The organism is Sphingobium sp. GW456-12-10-14-TSB1 (assembly GCF_059424385.1).
This window is the reverse complement of record NZ_JBWKZI010000001.1, coordinates 1,905,775-1,922,096: the sequence shown is the minus strand read 5'-3', so window position 1 is coordinate 1,922,096 and position 16,322 is coordinate 1,905,775. Positions and strand designations below refer to the sequence as shown.

Below are 16,322 nucleotides of genomic sequence, written 5' to 3'. Positions count from 1 at the left end.
CCTTATCAACTCTGAAAGGCTCCCCCGGCTCATGTGCGGCATCATTGGCATCATCAGCAACAGCGACGTGGCGGAGCGGCTGGTCGATGGGCTAAAGCGGCTGGAATATCGCGGTTATGACAGCGCGGGGGTCGCCACCATTCATGACGGAGCGATCGAGCGGCGACGGGCGGAGGGGAAGCTCGCCAATCTGGTGACCGAGTTACGCGACGAGCCGCTGCCCGGCACGACCGGCATCGCGCATACACGATGGGCCACGCACGGCGCGCCGACGACCAGCAACGCACACCCCCATGCGACGCGCGAAGTGGCGCTGGTCCACAATGGCATTATCGAGAATTTCAAGCCGCTGCGCGCGGAACTGATGGCGCGGGGCCGCATCTTCGACAGCCAGACCGATACCGAGGTGGTCGCCCATCTGGTGAGCGAACTGGTGGAGCAGGGAGCGTCGCCCAAGGAAGCCGTGGCCCAGGTGCTGCCGCGCCTGCACGGGGCGTTCGCGTTGGCGATATTGTTCCGCAGCCATCCCGACATGCTGATCGGCGCGCGGCTGGGATCGCCTCTGGTGGTCGGCTATGGCGATGGTGAGACCTATCTGGGGTCGGATGCCTTGGCGCTGGCGCCGCTGACGCAGAAGATCGCCTATCTGGAAGAGGGCGACTGGGTCGTCATCACGAAAAATGGCGCCGAGATTTTCGACAAGGATGATGTGCCGGTCGAGCGGGCCGTGACGGTCTCCGGCGTGTCGGGGGCGATGATCGACAAGGGCAATCATCGCCACTTCATGCAGAAGGAGATTTACGAGCAGCCGGTCGTCGTCGCCCAGACGCTGCGCGCCTATCTGCGCCGGATGGAGAATGAGGTCGCCATGCCGGACATGGATTTCGATCTGGGGGCGGTGAAGCGCATCACCATCGTCGCCTGCGGCACCAGCTTCTATGCCGGGATGGTCGCCAAATATTGGTTCGAGAAATTTGCCCGCGTGCCTGTCGACATCGATGTCGCGAGCGAGTTCCGCTATCGCGACCCGGTGCTGGAACCCGGCGGCCTGGCGCTGTTCATCAGCCAGTCGGGCGAGACGGCCGATACGCTGGCGGCGCTGCGCCACGCCAGGGCGGCGGACCAGATCATCGCTGTGGTGGTGAACGTCCCGACCAGTTCGATGGCGCGCGAGGCTGACCTGTTGCTGCCGACCCATGCCGGGCCGGAAATCGGCGTGGCGTCGACAAAGGCCTTTACCTGCCAGCTGGCGGTGCTGGCTGCGCTGGCCGCCAATCTGGCGCGGGCCAAGGGGCTGCTGACCCCGGCAGAAGAAGCCGAGATCGTCTGGCACCTGTCCGAAGCCCCTGCCGCAATGAACGAGGCGCTGGGCCATGATGGCGACATAGAGGCGATGGCGCACCTGATCGCCCCGGCGCGTGACGTGCTGTATCTGGGGCGCGGGCCGGATTATCCGATGGCGCTGGAAGGGGCGCTCAAGCTCAAGGAAATCAGCTATATCCATGCCGAGGGCTATGCGGCGGGCGAGATGAAGCATGGCCCGATCGCCCTGATCGACGAAGCGGTGCCGGTGATCGTGATCGCGCCGTCAGGCCCGCTGTTCGAGAAAACCGTGAGCAATATGCAGGAAGTGCAGGCGCGCGGCGGCAAGGTGGTGCTGATTTCGGACGCGGAAGGGATCGCACTGGCAGGCGAGGGCTGCATGGCGACGATCGAGATGCCCAACGTCCACCCGCTGATCGCGCCGCTGGTCTATGCGGTGCCGGTGCAATTGCTCGCCTATCATGTCGCGGTGGCCAAGGGGACGGATGTGGATCAGCCCCGGAATCTGGCGAAGAGTGTTACGGTGGAGTGAGCGGGGGATGCGGGTCCGGGTCAGTTTACGATCGGGAGTGCCACCCACTAGCGTTCGGGCTGAGCTTGTCGAAGCCCTGTTCTTTCTTGCAGTGGGTAAGAATGCACGGAGAAAGTGCGGCCCTTCGACAGGCTCAGGGCGAACGGGGTTGCGGGGGTGGAAATTGCCCAGAAGCGCCCGCAAATTCCTCCCCTGCAAGGGGAGGGGGACCACGAAGTGGTGGAGGGGTCTCACCCTATCGCGAGGGGGGCACCCCTCCGTCTGGCCTACGGCCATCCACCTCCCCTTACAGGGGAGGATGACCGGGAACGACCAAAAGCCGGTCAATCAATTGCAAATAAATCTGGCCCAGAGCCGGACTAAGTAGGGACTGTCAGGAATTTCGTGTGCGGCGAGGCGGTTGACCATCAGGCCGTCATGGCCCTGATGAAACGTTCGCCGAAGAGCACGGCAAATTGCGCCTTCGCCATGTTCCACTCACGCGGTGGCATTTTCCACTCTTTCTCCGATCGGTTCAAGATCAGATAGAGCAGCTTTGTCGCCGCCTCATCGTTGGGGAAATGGCCCCGCGCCCGGACAGCGCGGCGGAGCTTGGAATTGAGGGCCTCGATTGAATTGGTCGTATAGACGATCCGCCTGACCTCGTCGGGGAAGGCGAAAAATGGGATGACCTCAGGCCATGCCCGGCGCCAGCTCTGGCCGATAGCGGGATAGCGCTGGCCCCAGAAGCTGGCTTCGAAGGCGGTCAGCGCCTCCTCGGCGGCTGCGGCATCGACGGCACGATAGATGGCCTTCAGGGCTGTTCCGAGCGCCTTGCGATCCTTCCATGCCACGAAATCCATCGAGTTCCTCAGGAGATGGACGATGCAGGTCTGGACCATCGCTTCGGGGAAGACGGCGGTGATGGCATCGGGAAAGCCCTTGAGGCCATCGACGACGGCCAGCATGATATCCTCGACGCCGCGATTGCGCAGTTCGTTCATGACGCGCAGCCAGAATTTGGCGCCTTCATTCTGCTCCAGCCATAGCCCAAGGACCACCTTGGTGCCGTCGGCCATGACGCCCAGGGCAATATGGATCGCCTTATTGCGGACCATCCCCTCGTCGCGGATCTTGACCCGGATCGCATCGAAGAAAACCAACGGATAGGCTGGGTCCAGAGGCCGCTGCTGCCAGGCCGCAACCTCCTCCAGCACAGCGTCGGTGATCGTGCTGATCAGGTCGGGCGAGGCCTCTATGCCGTATAGTTCGCGCAGATGCCCGGTGATCTCACGGGTGCTCATGCCGCGCGCATACATCGAGATGATCTTGTCATCGAAGCCGGGAAAGCGACGCTGATACTTGGCGATCAGTTGAGGATCGAAGCTGCCCGCTCGATCACGCGGAACCTCGATCTCGATCCGTCCACCGTCGGTCGTCACCGTCTTGCGGCCATAGCCGTTCCGGCTGTTGTTCCCTTGCTCCTCCTGGCCAAGATGGTGATCCATCTCCGCGTTGAGGGCGCGTTCGGCAAAGGCCTTCTTCAAAGAATCGAGCAGGCCGCCTTGGCTGAGTGCCGCTGCCGCGTCAGTGCCGGCCAGCAACTGATCGAGAATGGCGTTCGGTATTGAGGGTTCTTTCCGTCGTGACATATTGGGTCTCCTTGTTGCCCATTATGCCTCGCCGCACACGAAATTCCTGACAGTCCCGACTAAGTAGGGTTTCGTTCCGGTCCATCTAGGGCGGCAGGAACAGTCCACGCAGAAGGCAAATCTGAAAAGTTGCCCCACAGGTTCCACTTTCCATTGGCCGGATCAAACGATGCCAGTCCCCATCGGGGCGGATCAGGCCAGCCGAACCAATCCCGATCAATCAAAAACAAAACTTCATTGCTGAATTCGGCAACGAACTCCATTCCCATCTTTCGCGCCCAATCGTGGTCGTCTCCGAGTGCAGATACCGCGGGCCAGTCGTTTAAGCCCGCGCGCCGCCAAGCAAGCGGCCAGCTTGCGCGTTCGCGAAACCCCTTCTTCATGGAATGAGATCGCAAAAAGCCCGACCTCCATGGGTTTGATTCCCAGAACATTATCGAGTTGGTTCCTCGTGCCCAATCGCCTCCTTTATGCTCCGAAAGCCGACAGGCCGCCACCCACCCTTATAGTGCCTTCTCACCCACCCCCAGGCGAATTATGGCCGCCCGCTGGGACCGGCCCGCCGCTTTGGGCGTGGGCGTGGTCGGGGTTGTTGTCCCATTCGATATGATAGAGATCGAAGCGCCGGTCGCGCAGGTTGCGGACGGTGCCTTCGGCGCGGGCCCAGCTGAGGTCAGCCAGGTTGACGTCGGCCATGGTCAGGGTTTCGACATTTTCGGATGATTCCGCCGCAATCCCGTCCCGCGCGAAGGGCAGGTCGCAGGGAGTCAGGATGGCGCTCTGGGCATATTGGATGTCCATATTGTCGACATTGGGCAGGTTGCCGACATTGCCCGACATGACGACATAGCATTGATTTTCGATCGCACGGGCCTGCGCGCAATAGCGCACGCGCATATAGCCGGCGCGGGAATCGGTGCAAAAGGGGACGAAGATGATGCGCGCGCCCTGATCCACCAGGCGGCGGGCGAGTTCGGGAAATTCGCTGTCGTAGCAGATGAGGACGCCGATCGGCCCGCAGTCGGTCTGGATCACGTCCAGCGCGTCACCGCCCTTGATATTCCACCAGAAGGCTTCGTTGGGGGTCGGGTGGATTTTTTCCTGGGTGTGAAGCGATCCGTCGCGGAGCGCGACATAGGCGATATTCTGGATGTCGCCATCATCGGCGCGGGTCGGGTGGGAACCGCCGATGATGTTGATATTATATTCCAGCGCCATGCGGCCCAATTCCTTGGTCAGGCGGGGCGTATAGTTGGTGAGTTTGTCGATCGCTTCCATCGGGTTGAGCTTTTTCGTCTCGAACGACAGGAGGGGCAGGGTGAAGAGTTCGGGAAAGACGATGAAGTCCGAGCGGTAATCGGCGGCGACATCGACGAAATATTCGATGTTGCGGATAAACTCGTCAAAATCCTGCACGGCGCGCGCCTGTAGCTGGCAAGTGGCGAGGCGGACGCTTTCGACGCCGCGCGGGACGCGCATTTCGGGCGCTTCGTCCGGGTCGACATAGGGATTGCGCCACACCAGATGCGCAGCATGGCCGTCCGACTGCTTGTCCTCCGGCAGGTAATTTTCGAGGACGCCGAGCGGTTCGAAGCCGTTTTTAAGCTGGAAGCTGACCACCTGGTCGCGGATCTTGCCCTGCACGACCTTGTCGAGATAATCTTTCGGTCCGTCCACCTTGCGCTTGGTGCGCAGATAGCCGGGCATGCGACCGGCGATGACGATGCCGTGCAGGTCGAGTTGTTCAACCAGTTCCTTGCGCTCGTCATAGATGCGCTGGCCAATGCGCAGGCCGCGCAGCTTGGGATCAACCGCCATTTCGTAGCCATAGAGCCATTCGCCCGCCGCGCTGTGGCGGGTGCCAAAGCCGTTGGCGGTGATTTCGTCCCAGTCATGGGGGGAGAAGGCCATCGACTTGCTGACCCGCATGGTCGCGCAATAGCCCACGACCTTATTGTCGTAGAGCGCGACGAAACAGCCATCGGGGAAATTGTTGATCTGGCCCCGGACTGTCGCGGGGGAATAATTGGGCAGGCCCGGATAGACGCGGGCTATCAGCCGCAGGATGGCGCGCACGTCGGACGGCACGGCGGTGCGGACTTCCAGGCGTTTGCGGGCTGTCGTTGTCATCTGCGCGTCTCCTGTAAGGTCAGTCCCGAACGGAGAGAGGTTTCCTTCCGGTCGGTTGGCCAGTCGTGAAAAAGGCGGCTCCGTTGCACGGCGCCGCCTCGTTCCGTTTGCGAATTGAAAGCCTCAAGCAGCTATCAGTTCCATGTCGCCATTTCGGCTTCCAGATTGACGCGGATCGTTTCGAAAAACTGTTCCGTGGTCATCCATGCCTGTTCCGGGCCGATCAGCAGCGCCAGATCCTTGGTCATCGCGCCATCCTCGACAGTCTTGACGCAGACGCGCTCCAGCGTTTCGGCGAATTTGGTGACGTCGGGCGTGCCGTCGAACTTGCCGCGGAAAGCAAGTCCCTGGGTCCAGGCGAAGATCGAGGCGATCGGGTTGGTCGAGGTCGCCTTGCCCTGCTGGTGCTGGCGATAGTGGCGGGTGACGGTGCCGTGGGCGGCTTCGGCCTCGACCGTCTTGCCATCGGGCGAGAGGAGCACGGAGGTCATCAGGCCGAGCGAGCCGAAGCCCTGCGCAACCGTGTCCGACTGGACGTCGCCGTCATAATTTTTGCAGGCCCAGACGAACTTGCCGCTCCACTTGAGCGCGGAGGCGACCATGTCGTCGATCAGGCGATGTTCGTACACGATGCCCGCCGCCTTGAACCGATCGGCAAATTCTTCGTCGAACACCTGCTGGAACAGATCCTTGAAGCGGCCGTCATAGGCCTTCAGGATGGTGTTCTTGGTCGACAGGTAGAGCGGCCATTTGCGGTCGAGCGCGTAGTTCATGCTCGCCTTGGCAAAGTCGATGATCGACTGGTCGAGATTATACATGCCCATGGCAACGCCGGCGGCCGGGAAGTTGAACACTTCCTTTTCGATCTTTTCGCCATTGTCGCCGTCCCACACCATGGTCAGCTTGCCGGCGCTGGGGACCAGGAAGTCGGTCGCCTTATACTGGTCGCCAAAGGCGTGACGGCCGATGACGATCGGGTCGGTCCAGCCGGGAACGAGGCGGGGGACATTCTTGATGACGATGGGTTCGCGGAACACGACGCCGCCCAGGATGTTGCGGATGGTGCCGTTGGGCGACTTCCACATCTGCTTGAGGTTGAATTCCTCGACCCGCTGTTCGTCAGGGGTGATGGTGGCGCACTTCACGCCGACGCCATATTCCTTGATGGCATTGGCGGCATCGACCGTAATCTGATCATTGGTCTCGTCGCGCTTTTCGACGCTCAGGTCGTAATATTTCAGGTCGATGTCGAGATAGGGGAGGATCAGGCGTTCGCGAATCCATTGCCAGATGATCCTGGTCATTTCGTCGCCGTCAATTTCCACGACCGGGTTTTTCACCTTGATCTTCGCCATGCGCCTGTTCGCCTTCTTCATTCTGGGTGGATTTGCAAAACGCCCTAGGCAAAGCGCGGCCAATGTTCAACCGTTCTGGCGGGGATTCTGGCGTTCCGGGCAGGCAAGGATACATAGCGCGGCATCGGTCGTTGTCAGGGCGAGGGTCTCTCCCTAAAGACGGTGGCTATGGAAAATAACGAGATCACGATTGCCGCCGGCGGCAATGTAAAATGGCGCTTCCCCCAGGTTCATCCGGAAGGCGTGAAATTCGGCCTGATCGCTGCGGCTATCACGGGCGTTTTCTTTCTGATGGGTTGGGAAGTGGTCGGCTGGCTGATGCTGATCGTGACGATGTGGGTGCTGGCCTTCTTCCGCGATCCGGTGCGGGCGGTGCCGCAGGATGAAGGCGCGATCATTGCGCCCGCCGATGGTCTGGTGACGCTGATCCAGAAAGTGCCGCCGCCGCGCGAGATGGCCGGGGCGGCGGGTCTTGGCGATCAGCCGTTGATCCGCGTGTCCATCTTCATGAGCGTGTTCGACGTCCATATCAATCGCACGCCGATCGGCGGGACGATCAAGTCGGTGGTCTATATTTCGGGCAAGTTCCTGAACGCTGACCTGGACAAGGCGAGCGAGGATAATGAACGCCAGCATATATTGGTCGAGCGGCACGACGGGCTGCGGATCGGCTTCACTCAGATTGCGGGTCTGGTCGCGCGGCGGATCGTGCCGTTCGTCAAACCCGGCGACATGGTGGCGGCGGGGCAGCGCATCGGCCTGATCCGCTTTGGCAGCCGGGTGGATGTCTACCTGCCCGCCGGGACGGCGCCGCGCGTGATATTGGGGCAACGAACGGTGGCGGGCGAGACCATATTGGGTCAGGTCGGCGACCGCCGCGTCATTGCGGGCATCCAACAGTGAGGCAGCGCCGCGCCGTGCCACGGGGGTTGCGCCGGGGAATCACCCTGCGGATGGTTGCGCCCAATGCGGTGACGGCAATGGCGCTGTGCTTTGGCCTGACCGGCGTGCGGTATGGCATATCGGGTGAATGGGAGCGGGCGGTCCTGTCCATCCTGTTCGCAGGCGTGCTGGACGGCCTGGACGGGCGAATCGCCCGGTTGCTGCGTGGCGAGAGCCGCTTTGGCGCGGAACTGGATTCGCTGTCCGATTCGATTGCGTTCGGCGTGGCGCCTTCGCTGATCCTGTATCTATGGTCGCTTTATGCGATGCCCAAATTCGGCTGGATTTTCGCTCTGGCCCATGCGCTGTCCTGCGCCCTGCGGCTGGCGCGGTTCAACGCCAATATCGATGTCGATGTGCAGCCGCACAAGTCGGCTGGCTTCCTGACCGGCGTGCCTGCGCCCGCTGGCGCAGGGTTGACCTTCGTGCCGCTCTATCTGTGGCTCGTGACGGGGGAACCGATTTTCCAGGCCTGGTATGTCGTGGCGCCCTGGACCGCGTTCATCGCCTTCCTGATGATTTCCAACATTGCGACCTATAGCTGGTCGGCCTTGCGGTTGCGCAAGCGGATCAGGCTGGAAACGATTGCCCTGGCCGGATTGCTGGCCGCCTCGCTGGTGACCGATCCCTGGCTGACGCTGCTGCTGATCTGCGGCATATATGTGGCGCTGATCCCGTTCGGCATCCTGTCCTACGCCAAGGTCCGCCGTCAGCGCGAGGCCAATCCCGGCCCAGCCTGAATATCGTCAAGCGGCGAGCATGCCGTTTGGCAGGGCGCGGTTGGCGCTGCGCGCGGAGGGGATGACGCGCGGGCGGCGGATACGGACATGATAGACGGGCGCGTCCTGCGGAATGGGCTGGAACAGCAAGGCCGCCACCATTTTGTCATGATAGTGGAGCAGCATCCACGCGATCGTGCCGATGGCCATCATGAAGGCCAGGGTAAACAGGGTCACTGCAACGAATGTGAACATGGAGATCACTTTCTATCTTGCCATTTGCACGGCTTGTCCCACAATGACGGTCCAAACGGCGGCTAAGCCTATTTGTTCCGCTTGTTCACGTTATGTTCCTATCTTTGGGGCAAGTCAACCCCTTGCGCAATGTTTCGCCTGCCGTTAAAGGCGTGCCCTATTCCACATGGGAATCGACATATCCGGTGCCGGCGGGGTCTTTGAGGCTCCTTCCCGGTTCCTGATTCCCAGAGGCACAACCGGAAGGAGAATATCTTATGGCGGCACCTGTCGTCACCATGCACCAATTGATCGACGCTGGCGCGCATTTCGGCCACCAGACGCATCGCTGGAACCCGCGCATGAAGCCGTACATCTTCGGCGAGCGCAACGGCATCCACATTCTTGACCTGTCGCAGACCGTGCCTTTGTTCGGCCGTGCGCTCGACTTCGTGTCGTCGACCGTCGCTGCTGGCGGCAAGGTGCTGTTCGTGGGCACCAAGCGCCAGGCGCAGGACCCGATCGCCGACGCTGCGCGCAAGTCCGGCCAGCATTTCGTCAACCATCGCTGGCTGGGCGGCATGCTCACCAACTGGAAGACGATTTCGGGTTCGATCAAGCGTCTCAAGACCCTTGAGGAAAAGCTGTCGGGCGACACCCATGGCTTCACCAAGAAGGAAGTGCTCCAGATGACTCGCGAGCGCGAGAAGCTGGAACTGTCGCTGGGCGGCATCCGTGACATGAACGGCATTCCCGACGTCATGTTCGTGATCGACGCCAACAAGGAAGAACTGGCGATCAAGGAAGCCAATACGCTGGGTATCCCGGTCGTTGCGATCCTCGATTCCAACGTTTCGCCCGACGGCATCGCTTTCCCGGTTCCCGCGAACGACGACGCCAGCCGCGCCATCCGCCTGTATTGCGAGGCCATTGCCGCCGCCGCCACCAAGGGCAACCGTGGTGCGCAGCAGGCTTCGGGTGTCGACCTGGGCGCGATGGACGAGCCGATGGCTGAAGAGGTTGTCGCCGAAGCCTGAAGGCGTCGCACAACCGTAAGACTGACAGGCTAGGGCGCGCTCTTTGGAGACGCGCCCTAGTGCTTGTTCAAGACCCGCTTGTTTGAACCACAAATATATTAGGAGCCGAAACATGGCCGATATTACCGCCGCCACCGTCAAGGAACTGCGCGACCGTTCGGGCGCCGGCATGATGGATTGCAAGAAGGCGCTGACCGAAACCAACGGCGACATCGAAGCAGCGACCGACTGGCTGCGCGCCAAGGGCCTGGCCGCTGCGCAGAAGAAGTCGAGCCGCACCGCGGCCGAAGGCCTGGTCGGCGTCGCCGTTGCCGGGACGAAGGGCGTTGCCGTCGAAGTGAACAGCGAAACCGATTTCGTCGCCAAGAACGAGCAGTTCCAGGATTTCGTCCGCACCGTGTCGACCATCGCGCTGGAAAGCGGCGTGAGCGATGCTGAAGCGCTGCTGGCGGCATCCTATCCGTCGGGCGGCACCGTGTCCGAAAAGCTGGTCGCCAACATCGCGACCATCGGCGAAAACCAGAATGTCCGTCGCGTCGCGCATGTGTCGGTGAACCAGGGCGTCGTCGTTCCCTATGTTCACAACGCCGCCGCACCGGGCCTGGGCAAGATCGGCGTGCTCGTCGCGCTGGAAGGCGACGCGCCTGCCGACACGATGGAAACGCTGGGCAAGCAGATCGCGATGCACATCGCCGCTGCCTTCCCGCTGGCGCTGTCGGCTGCCGACATCGATCCTGTCCAGTTGGAGCGTGAGCGCGCCATCGCGACCGAGAAGGCCGCCGAATCGGGCAAGCCCGCCGAGATCATCGCCAAGATGGTCGATGGCGCGGTGGCCAAATATGCCAAGGAAAATGCGCTTCTGTCGCAGCTGTTCGTGATGGACAACAAGACCCCGATCGCCGACGTGGTGGCCAAGGCCGCCAAGGAAGCGGGCGCGTCGATCACCCTGACGAGCTATGTCCGCTTCCAGCTGGGCGAAGGCATCGAGAAGGAAGTCAGCGACTTTGCCGCCGAAGTCGCGGCAGCGGCTGGCGTTGCCTGACGCATAGTCGGTTCGCTTTGGCGCGTCGGTCGGGAAACTTCGCTCGACAGACGCGCAGCGAACGGACAAGGGGGTGGCGTGAATCGCCAAAACCCCGCTTCACATACTGGCGCGCACTGCTAAGGTGCGCGCCATTTCCTTGCCCAGAGTTGGGCCCCGACCAGATGGAATTTGCCCCGCATGACCCGGCCATCCTTCAAGCGCATATTGCTGAAATTGTCTGGCGAGGTGCTGATGGGGTCGGGCCAGTTCGGGATAGACCCCGAAACCGTCGATCGGGTCGCAGGGGAGATCGCCGCGGCCAAGGAAGCCGGGTTCGAGCTGTGCGTCGTGGTGGGCGGCGGCAATATCTTCCGTGGTCTTGCCGGAGCGGCCAAGGGCTTTGATCGCACCAGCGCCGACTATATGGGCATGCTGGCAACCGTCATGAACGCGCTGGCGGTACAGAATGCCCTGGAGAAGATGGGGTGCGACACGCGCGTCCAGTCGGCAATTCCGATGGCGTCGGTGTGCGAACCCTATATCCGGCGCAAGGCGGTGCGGCATATGGAAAAGGGCCGGATCGTCATCTTCGCGGCTGGCACGGGCAACCCCTTCTTCACCACCGACACGACCGCCGCCCTGCGCGCGGCCGAAATGAATTGCGACGCGATCTTCAAGGGCACCAGTGTCGATGGCGTCTATAATGCCGATCCCAAGAAGGTGCCCAGTGCCACCCGATATGACGAAATCAGTTTCGACCGGGTGCTGAACGACAATCTCAAGGTCATGGACGCCAGCGCGATTGCGCTGTGCCGTGACAATCATATTCCCATCGTCGTGTTCAACATCCGCGAAACCGGCAATCTGGCGACTGTGCTGGCCGGGCAGGGTGTGGCGACGATCGTACAAAATCAGGAGAGCTGATCACATGGCGCAATATGACAAATCGGACCTGGAACGCCGCATGGCCGGCGCGGTCGAATCGCTCAAGGGTGATCTTTCGGGCCTGCGCACCGGGCGTGCCAACGTGATGCTGCTCGATCCGGTGACCGTCACCGTCTATGGCGCATCGATGCCGCTCAATCAGGTGGCGACCGTATCCGCGCCCGAACCGCGCATGTTGTCGGTGCAGGTGTGGGACAAGACCAATGTGGGGCCGGTGGACAAGGCGATCCGGTCTGCGGGGCTGGGCCTGAACCCCATCGTCGATGGACAGACGCTGCGCCTGCCGATCCCCGACCTGACCGAGGAACGCCGCAAGGAACTGGCCAAGCTGGCGAGCAAATATGCCGAAGCCGCGCGCATCGCGGTGCGCAACGTGCGGCGCGACGGCATGGACAGCCTGAAGGCCGACGAGAAGAAGGGCGAAATCAGCGAGGACGAACGCAAGCGCAAGGAAGCTGAAGTCCAGAAGCTGACCGACGGCGTGATTGCCGAGCTGGATGCGACCTTCGCGGCCAAGGAAAAGGAAATTCTCGGCCAGTAAGCCGGGATGTTCCGCCCATGATCCGCGCAACCCCCACCGACTGATGGCGACGCAAGTCCGGCCCGATCTGTCCCAGGCCGCGCCCGCCCATGGCGCGCGCCATGTCGCCATCATCATGGACGGCAATGGTCGCTGGGCGAAGAAGCGGCTGCTGCCGCGGATCGCCGGTCATCGTGCCGGGGTGGAAGCGGTGCGGCGCGTGTCGCGCGCCGCGCGGGAGATGGGACTGGAGTGTCTGACGCTCTACGCTTTCTCGTCGGAAAACTGGAAGCGGCCCGCCAGCGAAGTCGCGGACCTGATGGGGCTGCTGCGCCATTTCATCAAGGCGGATCTGGACGAATTTCATGCCAATGGCGTGCGGTTGCGGATCATCGGCAATTACAAGGTGCTGGAGCCTTCGCTGGTCGCGCTGATCGATGAGGCGGTGGCGCGCACCGCGGGCAATAGCGGGCCGATCATCGCGATCGCGCTCAACTATGGCGCGCAGGATGAGATGGTGCGTGCGGTCCAAACTATGGCGCAGCGGGTCTCGGCGGGCGAGATTGCCGCCGACGCGATTGGCGTGGGCGATATTGATGCGGCGCTCGACACGGCTGATCTGCCGCCGCTCGACCTGCTGATCCGCACGTCGGGTGAGCAGCGCCTGAGCAATTTCATGCTGTGGCAGGCGGCCTATGCCGAGTTGTATTTCACTGACATGCTGTGGCCCGATTTCGACGCCCAGGCGCTGGCGCAGGCGCTGGATGCTTTCCGTTTGAGGGACCGCCGTTTCGGCGGGCTGTGAGCGGCATGGGCAGTGAATTGCGCACCCGCGCCGTCGTGGGCGTCGTGCTGATTGCGGTGGCGCTGGGTGCGTTGCTGTCTGGCGGACTGCTGTTCTGGGCGCTGCTGTCGGTGGCGGGCGTGCTGATGCAGGCCGAATGGGCCGATTTGAGCGGCGCATCGGCCGATCACAAGAAATTGTCGATGTACGCCGTTTCGGTGCCGCTGGCGATATTATGCCCGCTGGCCGCTGGCCTGTCCTGGTTTGCGATCGGCCTGCTGGTTGCGGCTTTCCTGTTCGTGATCGGGGCGACCCGATCCGTCCGGCTGGCGCTGGGTGTGCTGTATGTCTGCCTGCCGGTCATGGCGCTGCTGTTCCTGCGCGGGCAGGGGCCGAACATCTTTGGCCTGACGCTGGCGCTGTGGGCGCTGGCCCTGGTGTGGGCGACGGATATTGGCGCCTATTTTGCGGGTCGGTCGATTGGCGGGCCAAAGCTGGCGCCGCGGATCAGCCCGTCCAAGACCTGGTCGGGGCTGGGTGGCGGCGTAGTGGCGGCGTTGCTGATCGGGTTTCTGTTGCACCGTTTTGCCGGGCTGCCGATCGAACTGGCGGCGGCAAGTGGCCTGCTGGCGGTGGCGGCACAGGCGGGCGACCTGCTGGAAAGCGCGATGAAGCGGCGGGCGGGGGTCAAGGATAGCGGATCGCTGCTGCCGGGTCATGGCGGCGTGCTGGACCGGCTGGACGGGGTGGTGACCGCCGCGCCGCTGGCCGCCCTGCTCTATCTGATGCTGGTGCTGCGATGACGCGGAAGGTTTCGATTTTCGGGGCGACCGGGTCGGTGGGCCAATCGACTCTGGACCTGATCCGGCGGGATCGCGACGCCTATGACGTGGTGGCGCTGACGGCGAACAGTGACCTGGACAGTCTGGCGGCGCTGGCGCGGGAGGCGGGAGCCAAGGTGGCTGTCATCGGTCAGGAGCGGCTGTACGGCGCGCTGAAGGAGGCGCTGGCCGGGACGGGGATCGAGGCGGCGGCGGGCGAGCAGGCGCTGGTCGATGCCGCTGGGGCCGGGGCGGACTGGACGATGGCGGCGATCGTGGGGTGCGCAGGGTTGCGGCCGACCATGGCGGCGCTGAAGGCGGGCGGTACGGTGGCGCTGGCCAACAAGGAATCGCTGGTGTCGGCGGGCGGGTTGATGATGGCGGCGGCTGGCGTTTCGGGCACGACATTATTGCCCGTGGACAGTGAGCATAATGCGATTTTCCAATGCCTTGCCGGTAGTTCTTTAGAAGATGTCGCGCGCATTACGCTGACCGCCAGCGGCGGGCCGTTCCGCACCCGCAGCCGGGCGGAGATGGCCGACATCACCCCCGCGCAGGCGGTGGCGCATCCCAACTGGTCGATGGGCGCCAAGATCAGCGTCGATAGCGCGACGATGATGAACAAGGGGCTGGAGCTGATCGAGGCGGCGCATCTGTTCCCCGTCGGTCTCGACCGGATCGAGATATTGGTCCACCCGCAATCGGTGATCCATTCGATGGTCGAATATCGCGACCGATCGACGCTGGCGCAGCTGGGATCGCCCGATATGCGGATACCGATCGCCCATGCGCTCGCCTGGCCCCAGCGGATCGCGACGCCGTGCCAGCCGCTCGACCTGGCCCGGATCGGCCGGCTGGATTTCGAAGCGCCCGATCAGGATCGCTTCCCCGCTTTGCGCCTGACGCGCGAAGCGGCGGCGGCTGGCGGGGCGATGCCCGCGATCCTGAACGCAGCCAATGAGGCGGCGGTTGCGGCGTTTCTGGGCGGCAGGATCGGCTTCCTTGATATCGCCATGATTGTGGAGGACGTATTGAACCGCTATAGCGCGCCGACGCCCTCCACGATTGAAGACGTGCTGGCGGCGGACGCCGGTGCGCGTGCCGTGGCGGGCGATGTGATGGAAAGATTGACGGTTTGATCCACAATCCCGGTTTTCTGCTGACTGTTCTGGCATTTGTGGCGGTCATCGGGCCGCTCGTTTTCGTGCATGAACTGGGCCATTATCTGGTCGGGCGCTGGTGCGGGGTGAAGGCGGAGGCGTTTTCGATCGGCTTCGGGCCGGAACTGTTTGCCTGGGTCGACAAGCGCGGCACGCGCTGGCGCGTCGCGGCTCTGCCGCTGGGCGGCTATGTCCGCTTCAAGGGCGACATGAACGCGGCCAGCATGACCGATCCGGCCTGGCTGGAACTGCCCGCCGCCGAGCGGGCGCAGAGCTTTCCGGCCAAGCCGCTGTGGCAGCGCGCGGCGATCGTGGCGGCGGGACCGGCGATCAATTTCCTGTTCGCCATCCTGATATTGGCGACGTTCGCCTTCGTGCATGGCGAAAGCCGGACTCCGGCGGTTGCGGGACAGGTGCAGCCGGGCAGCGCGGCGGCGGCGGCGGGAATATTGCCGGGCGACCGGATCGTGTCGCTGGGTGGGCGCGAGATGACGACCTTCGACGATATTCGCCTCTACGCCCAGATCCGTCCCGGCGAAGCGGTCGCCATGGTGATCGAGCGCGATGGCAGGACGTTCGCCAAGGACGGCAAGATCGGCAGCGTGACCGAGGATGACGGCTTCGGGAACAAGTTCCAGATCGGCCGGTTGGGGCTGGCCCCCGGCGATCCGGTGGTCGAGCCGGTAAGCCTGTTGCGTGCACCGGTGGTCGCGGTGGAGCGGACAGGGCAGATCGTCCGCACCATGGTCGAGACGATGGGGCAGATCATCAGCGGTGGCCGATCGGTCAAGGAACTGGGCGGCCCGTTGAAGATCGCGCAGGTTTCCGGGCAGGCGGCGACGATGGGGCTGGAAAGCTTCATCTTCTTCGTCGCGCTTATCTCGATTAACTTGGGGTTCATCAACTTGTTGCCAATCCCGATGCTGGATGGCGGGCATCTGCTGTTTTACGGGATAGAGGCGGTGCAGCGGCGGCCGGTCAGCGAACGGGTGCAGGAATGGGCCTATAAATCTGGCCTGGCGGCGCTGCTGACCATGATGGTGCTGGTGACTTTCAACGATTTGTCGTCTTTCGGGCTTTGGAAAAGCCTGTCCGGCTTGATCGGCTGACGCGCATGGGGCAGGGAGGCGCGGTTTGGCGTCGTCTGTGTCGGCGGAAACAATTT

The 16,322-nt window shown here is 62.9% G+C and carries 16 protein-coding genes; 11 read left to right on the top strand and 5 right to left on the bottom strand.

The window, feature by feature from the left end; all coding sequences use genetic code 11:
• The first annotated feature begins 31 nt into the window (after positions 1–31).
• A complete protein-coding gene (glmS, locus tag AC07X9_RS09360) occupies positions 32–1,855 on the top strand; it encodes a glutamine--fructose-6-phosphate transaminase (isomerizing) (protein ID WP_017182786.1) in 1,824 nt (607 codons plus the stop codon).
• 407 nt (positions 1,856–2,262) lie between these two features.
• Here glmS and AC07X9_RS09355 read toward each other — a convergent pair whose 3' ends face one another.
• The 4 genes from AC07X9_RS09355 to AC07X9_RS09340 all read right to left on the bottom strand — a co-directional run bounded on the left by AC07X9_RS09355 (position 2,263) and on the right by AC07X9_RS09340 (position 6,971).
• Positions 2,263–3,486 (bottom strand): IS256 family transposase, encoded by a 1,224-nt coding sequence (locus AC07X9_RS09355; protein WP_026002694.1) that lies wholly within the window; start codon positions 3,484–3,486, stop codon positions 2,263–2,265.
• Between the two features lie 59 nt (positions 3,487–3,545).
• Positions 3,546–3,869, bottom strand: coding sequence for a hypothetical protein (locus AC07X9_RS09350; protein ID WP_140159585.1), 324 nt, complete (start codon positions 3,867–3,869; stop codon positions 3,546–3,548).
• A gap of 133 nt (positions 3,870–4,002) precedes the next feature.
• Positions 4,003–5,616, bottom strand: coding sequence for a bifunctional GNAT family N-acetyltransferase/carbon-nitrogen hydrolase family protein (locus AC07X9_RS09345; protein WP_017182787.1), 1,614 nt, complete (start codon positions 5,614–5,616; stop codon positions 4,003–4,005).
• A 134-nt stretch (positions 5,617–5,750) separates the two neighbouring features.
• Positions 5,751–6,971, bottom strand: coding sequence for an NADP-dependent isocitrate dehydrogenase (locus AC07X9_RS09340; RefSeq protein WP_017182788.1), 1,221 nt, complete (start codon positions 6,969–6,971; stop codon positions 5,751–5,753).
• Positions 6,972–7,139: 168 nt separating this feature from the next.
• Between AC07X9_RS09340 and AC07X9_RS09335 the strand changes: the two genes are divergently transcribed.
• Together AC07X9_RS09335 and AC07X9_RS09330 are read left to right on the top strand one after the other, a co-directional pair.
• Positions 7,140–7,874, top strand: a complete 735-nt coding sequence (locus tag AC07X9_RS09335) for a phosphatidylserine decarboxylase (protein ID WP_017182789.1) — start codon at positions 7,140–7,142, stop codon at positions 7,872–7,874.
• 50 nt (positions 7,875–7,924) lie between these two features.
• Positions 7,925–8,653 carry a CDP-alcohol phosphatidyltransferase family protein gene (locus AC07X9_RS09330; RefSeq protein ID WP_017182790.1) on the top strand — a complete coding sequence of 243 codons (729 nt, stop codon included), beginning with the start codon at positions 7,925–7,927 and terminating at the stop codon, positions 8,651–8,653.
• Between the two features lie 6 nt (positions 8,654–8,659).
• On the opposite strand, the gene AC07X9_RS09325 is transcribed toward AC07X9_RS09330, so the two are convergent.
• Entirely contained in the window at positions 8,660–8,887 is a 228-nt protein-coding gene (locus AC07X9_RS09325; protein ID WP_017182791.1) for a hypothetical protein, read from the bottom strand.
• Positions 8,888–9,144: 257 nt separating this feature from the next.
• Between AC07X9_RS09325 and rpsB the strand changes: the two genes are divergently transcribed.
• The 8 genes from rpsB to rseP all read left to right on the top strand — a co-directional run bounded on the left by rpsB (position 9,145) and on the right by rseP (position 16,266).
• Positions 9,145–9,903 carry a 30S ribosomal protein S2 gene (gene rpsB, locus AC07X9_RS09320; RefSeq protein WP_017182792.1) on the top strand — a complete coding sequence of 253 codons (759 nt, stop codon included), beginning with the start codon at positions 9,145–9,147 and terminating at the stop codon, positions 9,901–9,903.
• 112 nt (positions 9,904–10,015) lie between these two features.
• The gene (gene tsf, locus AC07X9_RS09315; protein ID WP_017182793.1) at positions 10,016–10,945 is read left to right on the top strand and encodes a translation elongation factor Ts; all 930 of its coding nucleotides are present in this window, start codon (positions 10,016–10,018) and stop codon (positions 10,943–10,945) included.
• Positions 10,946–11,125: 180 nt separating this feature from the next.
• Positions 11,126–11,851, top strand: coding sequence for a UMP kinase (pyrH, locus tag AC07X9_RS09310; RefSeq protein WP_017182794.1), 726 nt, complete (start codon positions 11,126–11,128; stop codon positions 11,849–11,851).
• 4 nt (positions 11,852–11,855) lie between these two features.
• Positions 11,856–12,413 carry a ribosome recycling factor gene (gene frr / locus AC07X9_RS09305; protein ID WP_017182795.1) on the top strand — a complete coding sequence of 186 codons (558 nt, stop codon included), beginning with the start codon at positions 11,856–11,858 and terminating at the stop codon, positions 12,411–12,413.
• 43 nt (positions 12,414–12,456) lie between these two features.
• The gene (locus AC07X9_RS09300) at positions 12,457–13,197 is read left to right on the top strand and encodes an isoprenyl transferase (protein ID WP_017182796.1); all 741 of its coding nucleotides are present in this window, start codon (positions 12,457–12,459) and stop codon (positions 13,195–13,197) included.
• 5 nt (positions 13,198–13,202) lie between these two features.
• The gene (locus AC07X9_RS09295; RefSeq protein ID WP_017182797.1) at positions 13,203–13,979 is read left to right on the top strand and encodes a phosphatidate cytidylyltransferase; all 777 of its coding nucleotides are present in this window, start codon (positions 13,203–13,205) and stop codon (positions 13,977–13,979) included.
• Positions 13,976–15,136 (top strand): 1-deoxy-D-xylulose-5-phosphate reductoisomerase, encoded by a 1,161-nt coding sequence (locus tag AC07X9_RS09290; RefSeq protein WP_086485751.1) that lies wholly within the window; start codon positions 13,976–13,978, stop codon positions 15,134–15,136. The genes AC07X9_RS09295 and AC07X9_RS09290 overlap by 4 nt, the downstream gene beginning before the upstream one ends.
• Entirely contained in the window at positions 15,133–16,266 is a 1,134-nt protein-coding gene (rseP, locus tag AC07X9_RS09285; protein ID WP_017182799.1) for an RIP metalloprotease RseP, read from the top strand. Before AC07X9_RS09290 ends, rseP begins: the two co-directional genes overlap by 4 nt.
• Positions 16,267–16,322: the final 56 nt, after the last annotated feature.

What these genes read in the sequence shown, in the direction of transcription:
- glmS (WP_017182786.1), top strand. Translation starts at nt 32, where the DNA reads ATGTGCGGCATCATTGGCATCATCAGCAACAGCGACGTGGCGGAGCGG.
- AC07X9_RS09355 (WP_026002694.1), bottom strand. Translation starts at nt 3,486, where the DNA reads ATGTCACGACGGAAAGAACCCTCAATACCGAACGCCATTCTCGATCAG.
- AC07X9_RS09350 (WP_140159585.1), bottom strand. Translation starts at nt 3,869, where the DNA reads ATGAAGAAGGGGTTTCGCGAACGCGCAAGCTGGCCGCTTGCTTGGCGG.
- AC07X9_RS09345 (WP_017182787.1), bottom strand. Translation starts at nt 5,616, where the DNA reads ATGACAACGACAGCCCGCAAACGCCTGGAAGTCCGCACCGCCGTGCCG.
- AC07X9_RS09340 (WP_017182788.1), bottom strand. Translation starts at nt 6,971, where the DNA reads ATGGCGAAGATCAAGGTGAAAAACCCGGTCGTGGAAATTGACGGCGAC.
- AC07X9_RS09335 (WP_017182789.1), top strand. Translation starts at nt 7,140, where the DNA reads ATGGAAAATAACGAGATCACGATTGCCGCCGGCGGCAATGTAAAATGG.
- AC07X9_RS09330 (WP_017182790.1), top strand. Translation starts at nt 7,925, where the DNA reads ATGGTTGCGCCCAATGCGGTGACGGCAATGGCGCTGTGCTTTGGCCTG.
- AC07X9_RS09325 (WP_017182791.1), bottom strand. Translation starts at nt 8,887, where the DNA reads ATGTTCACATTCGTTGCAGTGACCCTGTTTACCCTGGCCTTCATGATG.
- rpsB (WP_017182792.1), top strand. Translation starts at nt 9,145, where the DNA reads ATGGCGGCACCTGTCGTCACCATGCACCAATTGATCGACGCTGGCGCG.
- tsf (WP_017182793.1), top strand. Translation starts at nt 10,016, where the DNA reads ATGGCCGATATTACCGCCGCCACCGTCAAGGAACTGCGCGACCGTTCG.
- pyrH (WP_017182794.1), top strand. Translation starts at nt 11,126, where the DNA reads ATGACCCGGCCATCCTTCAAGCGCATATTGCTGAAATTGTCTGGCGAG.
- frr (WP_017182795.1), top strand. Translation starts at nt 11,856, where the DNA reads ATGGCGCAATATGACAAATCGGACCTGGAACGCCGCATGGCCGGCGCG.
- AC07X9_RS09300 (WP_017182796.1), top strand. Translation starts at nt 12,457, where the DNA reads ATGGCGACGCAAGTCCGGCCCGATCTGTCCCAGGCCGCGCCCGCCCAT.
- AC07X9_RS09295 (WP_017182797.1), top strand. Translation starts at nt 13,203, where the DNA reads ATGGGCAGTGAATTGCGCACCCGCGCCGTCGTGGGCGTCGTGCTGATT.
- AC07X9_RS09290 (WP_086485751.1), top strand. Translation starts at nt 13,976, where the DNA reads ATGACGCGGAAGGTTTCGATTTTCGGGGCGACCGGGTCGGTGGGCCAA.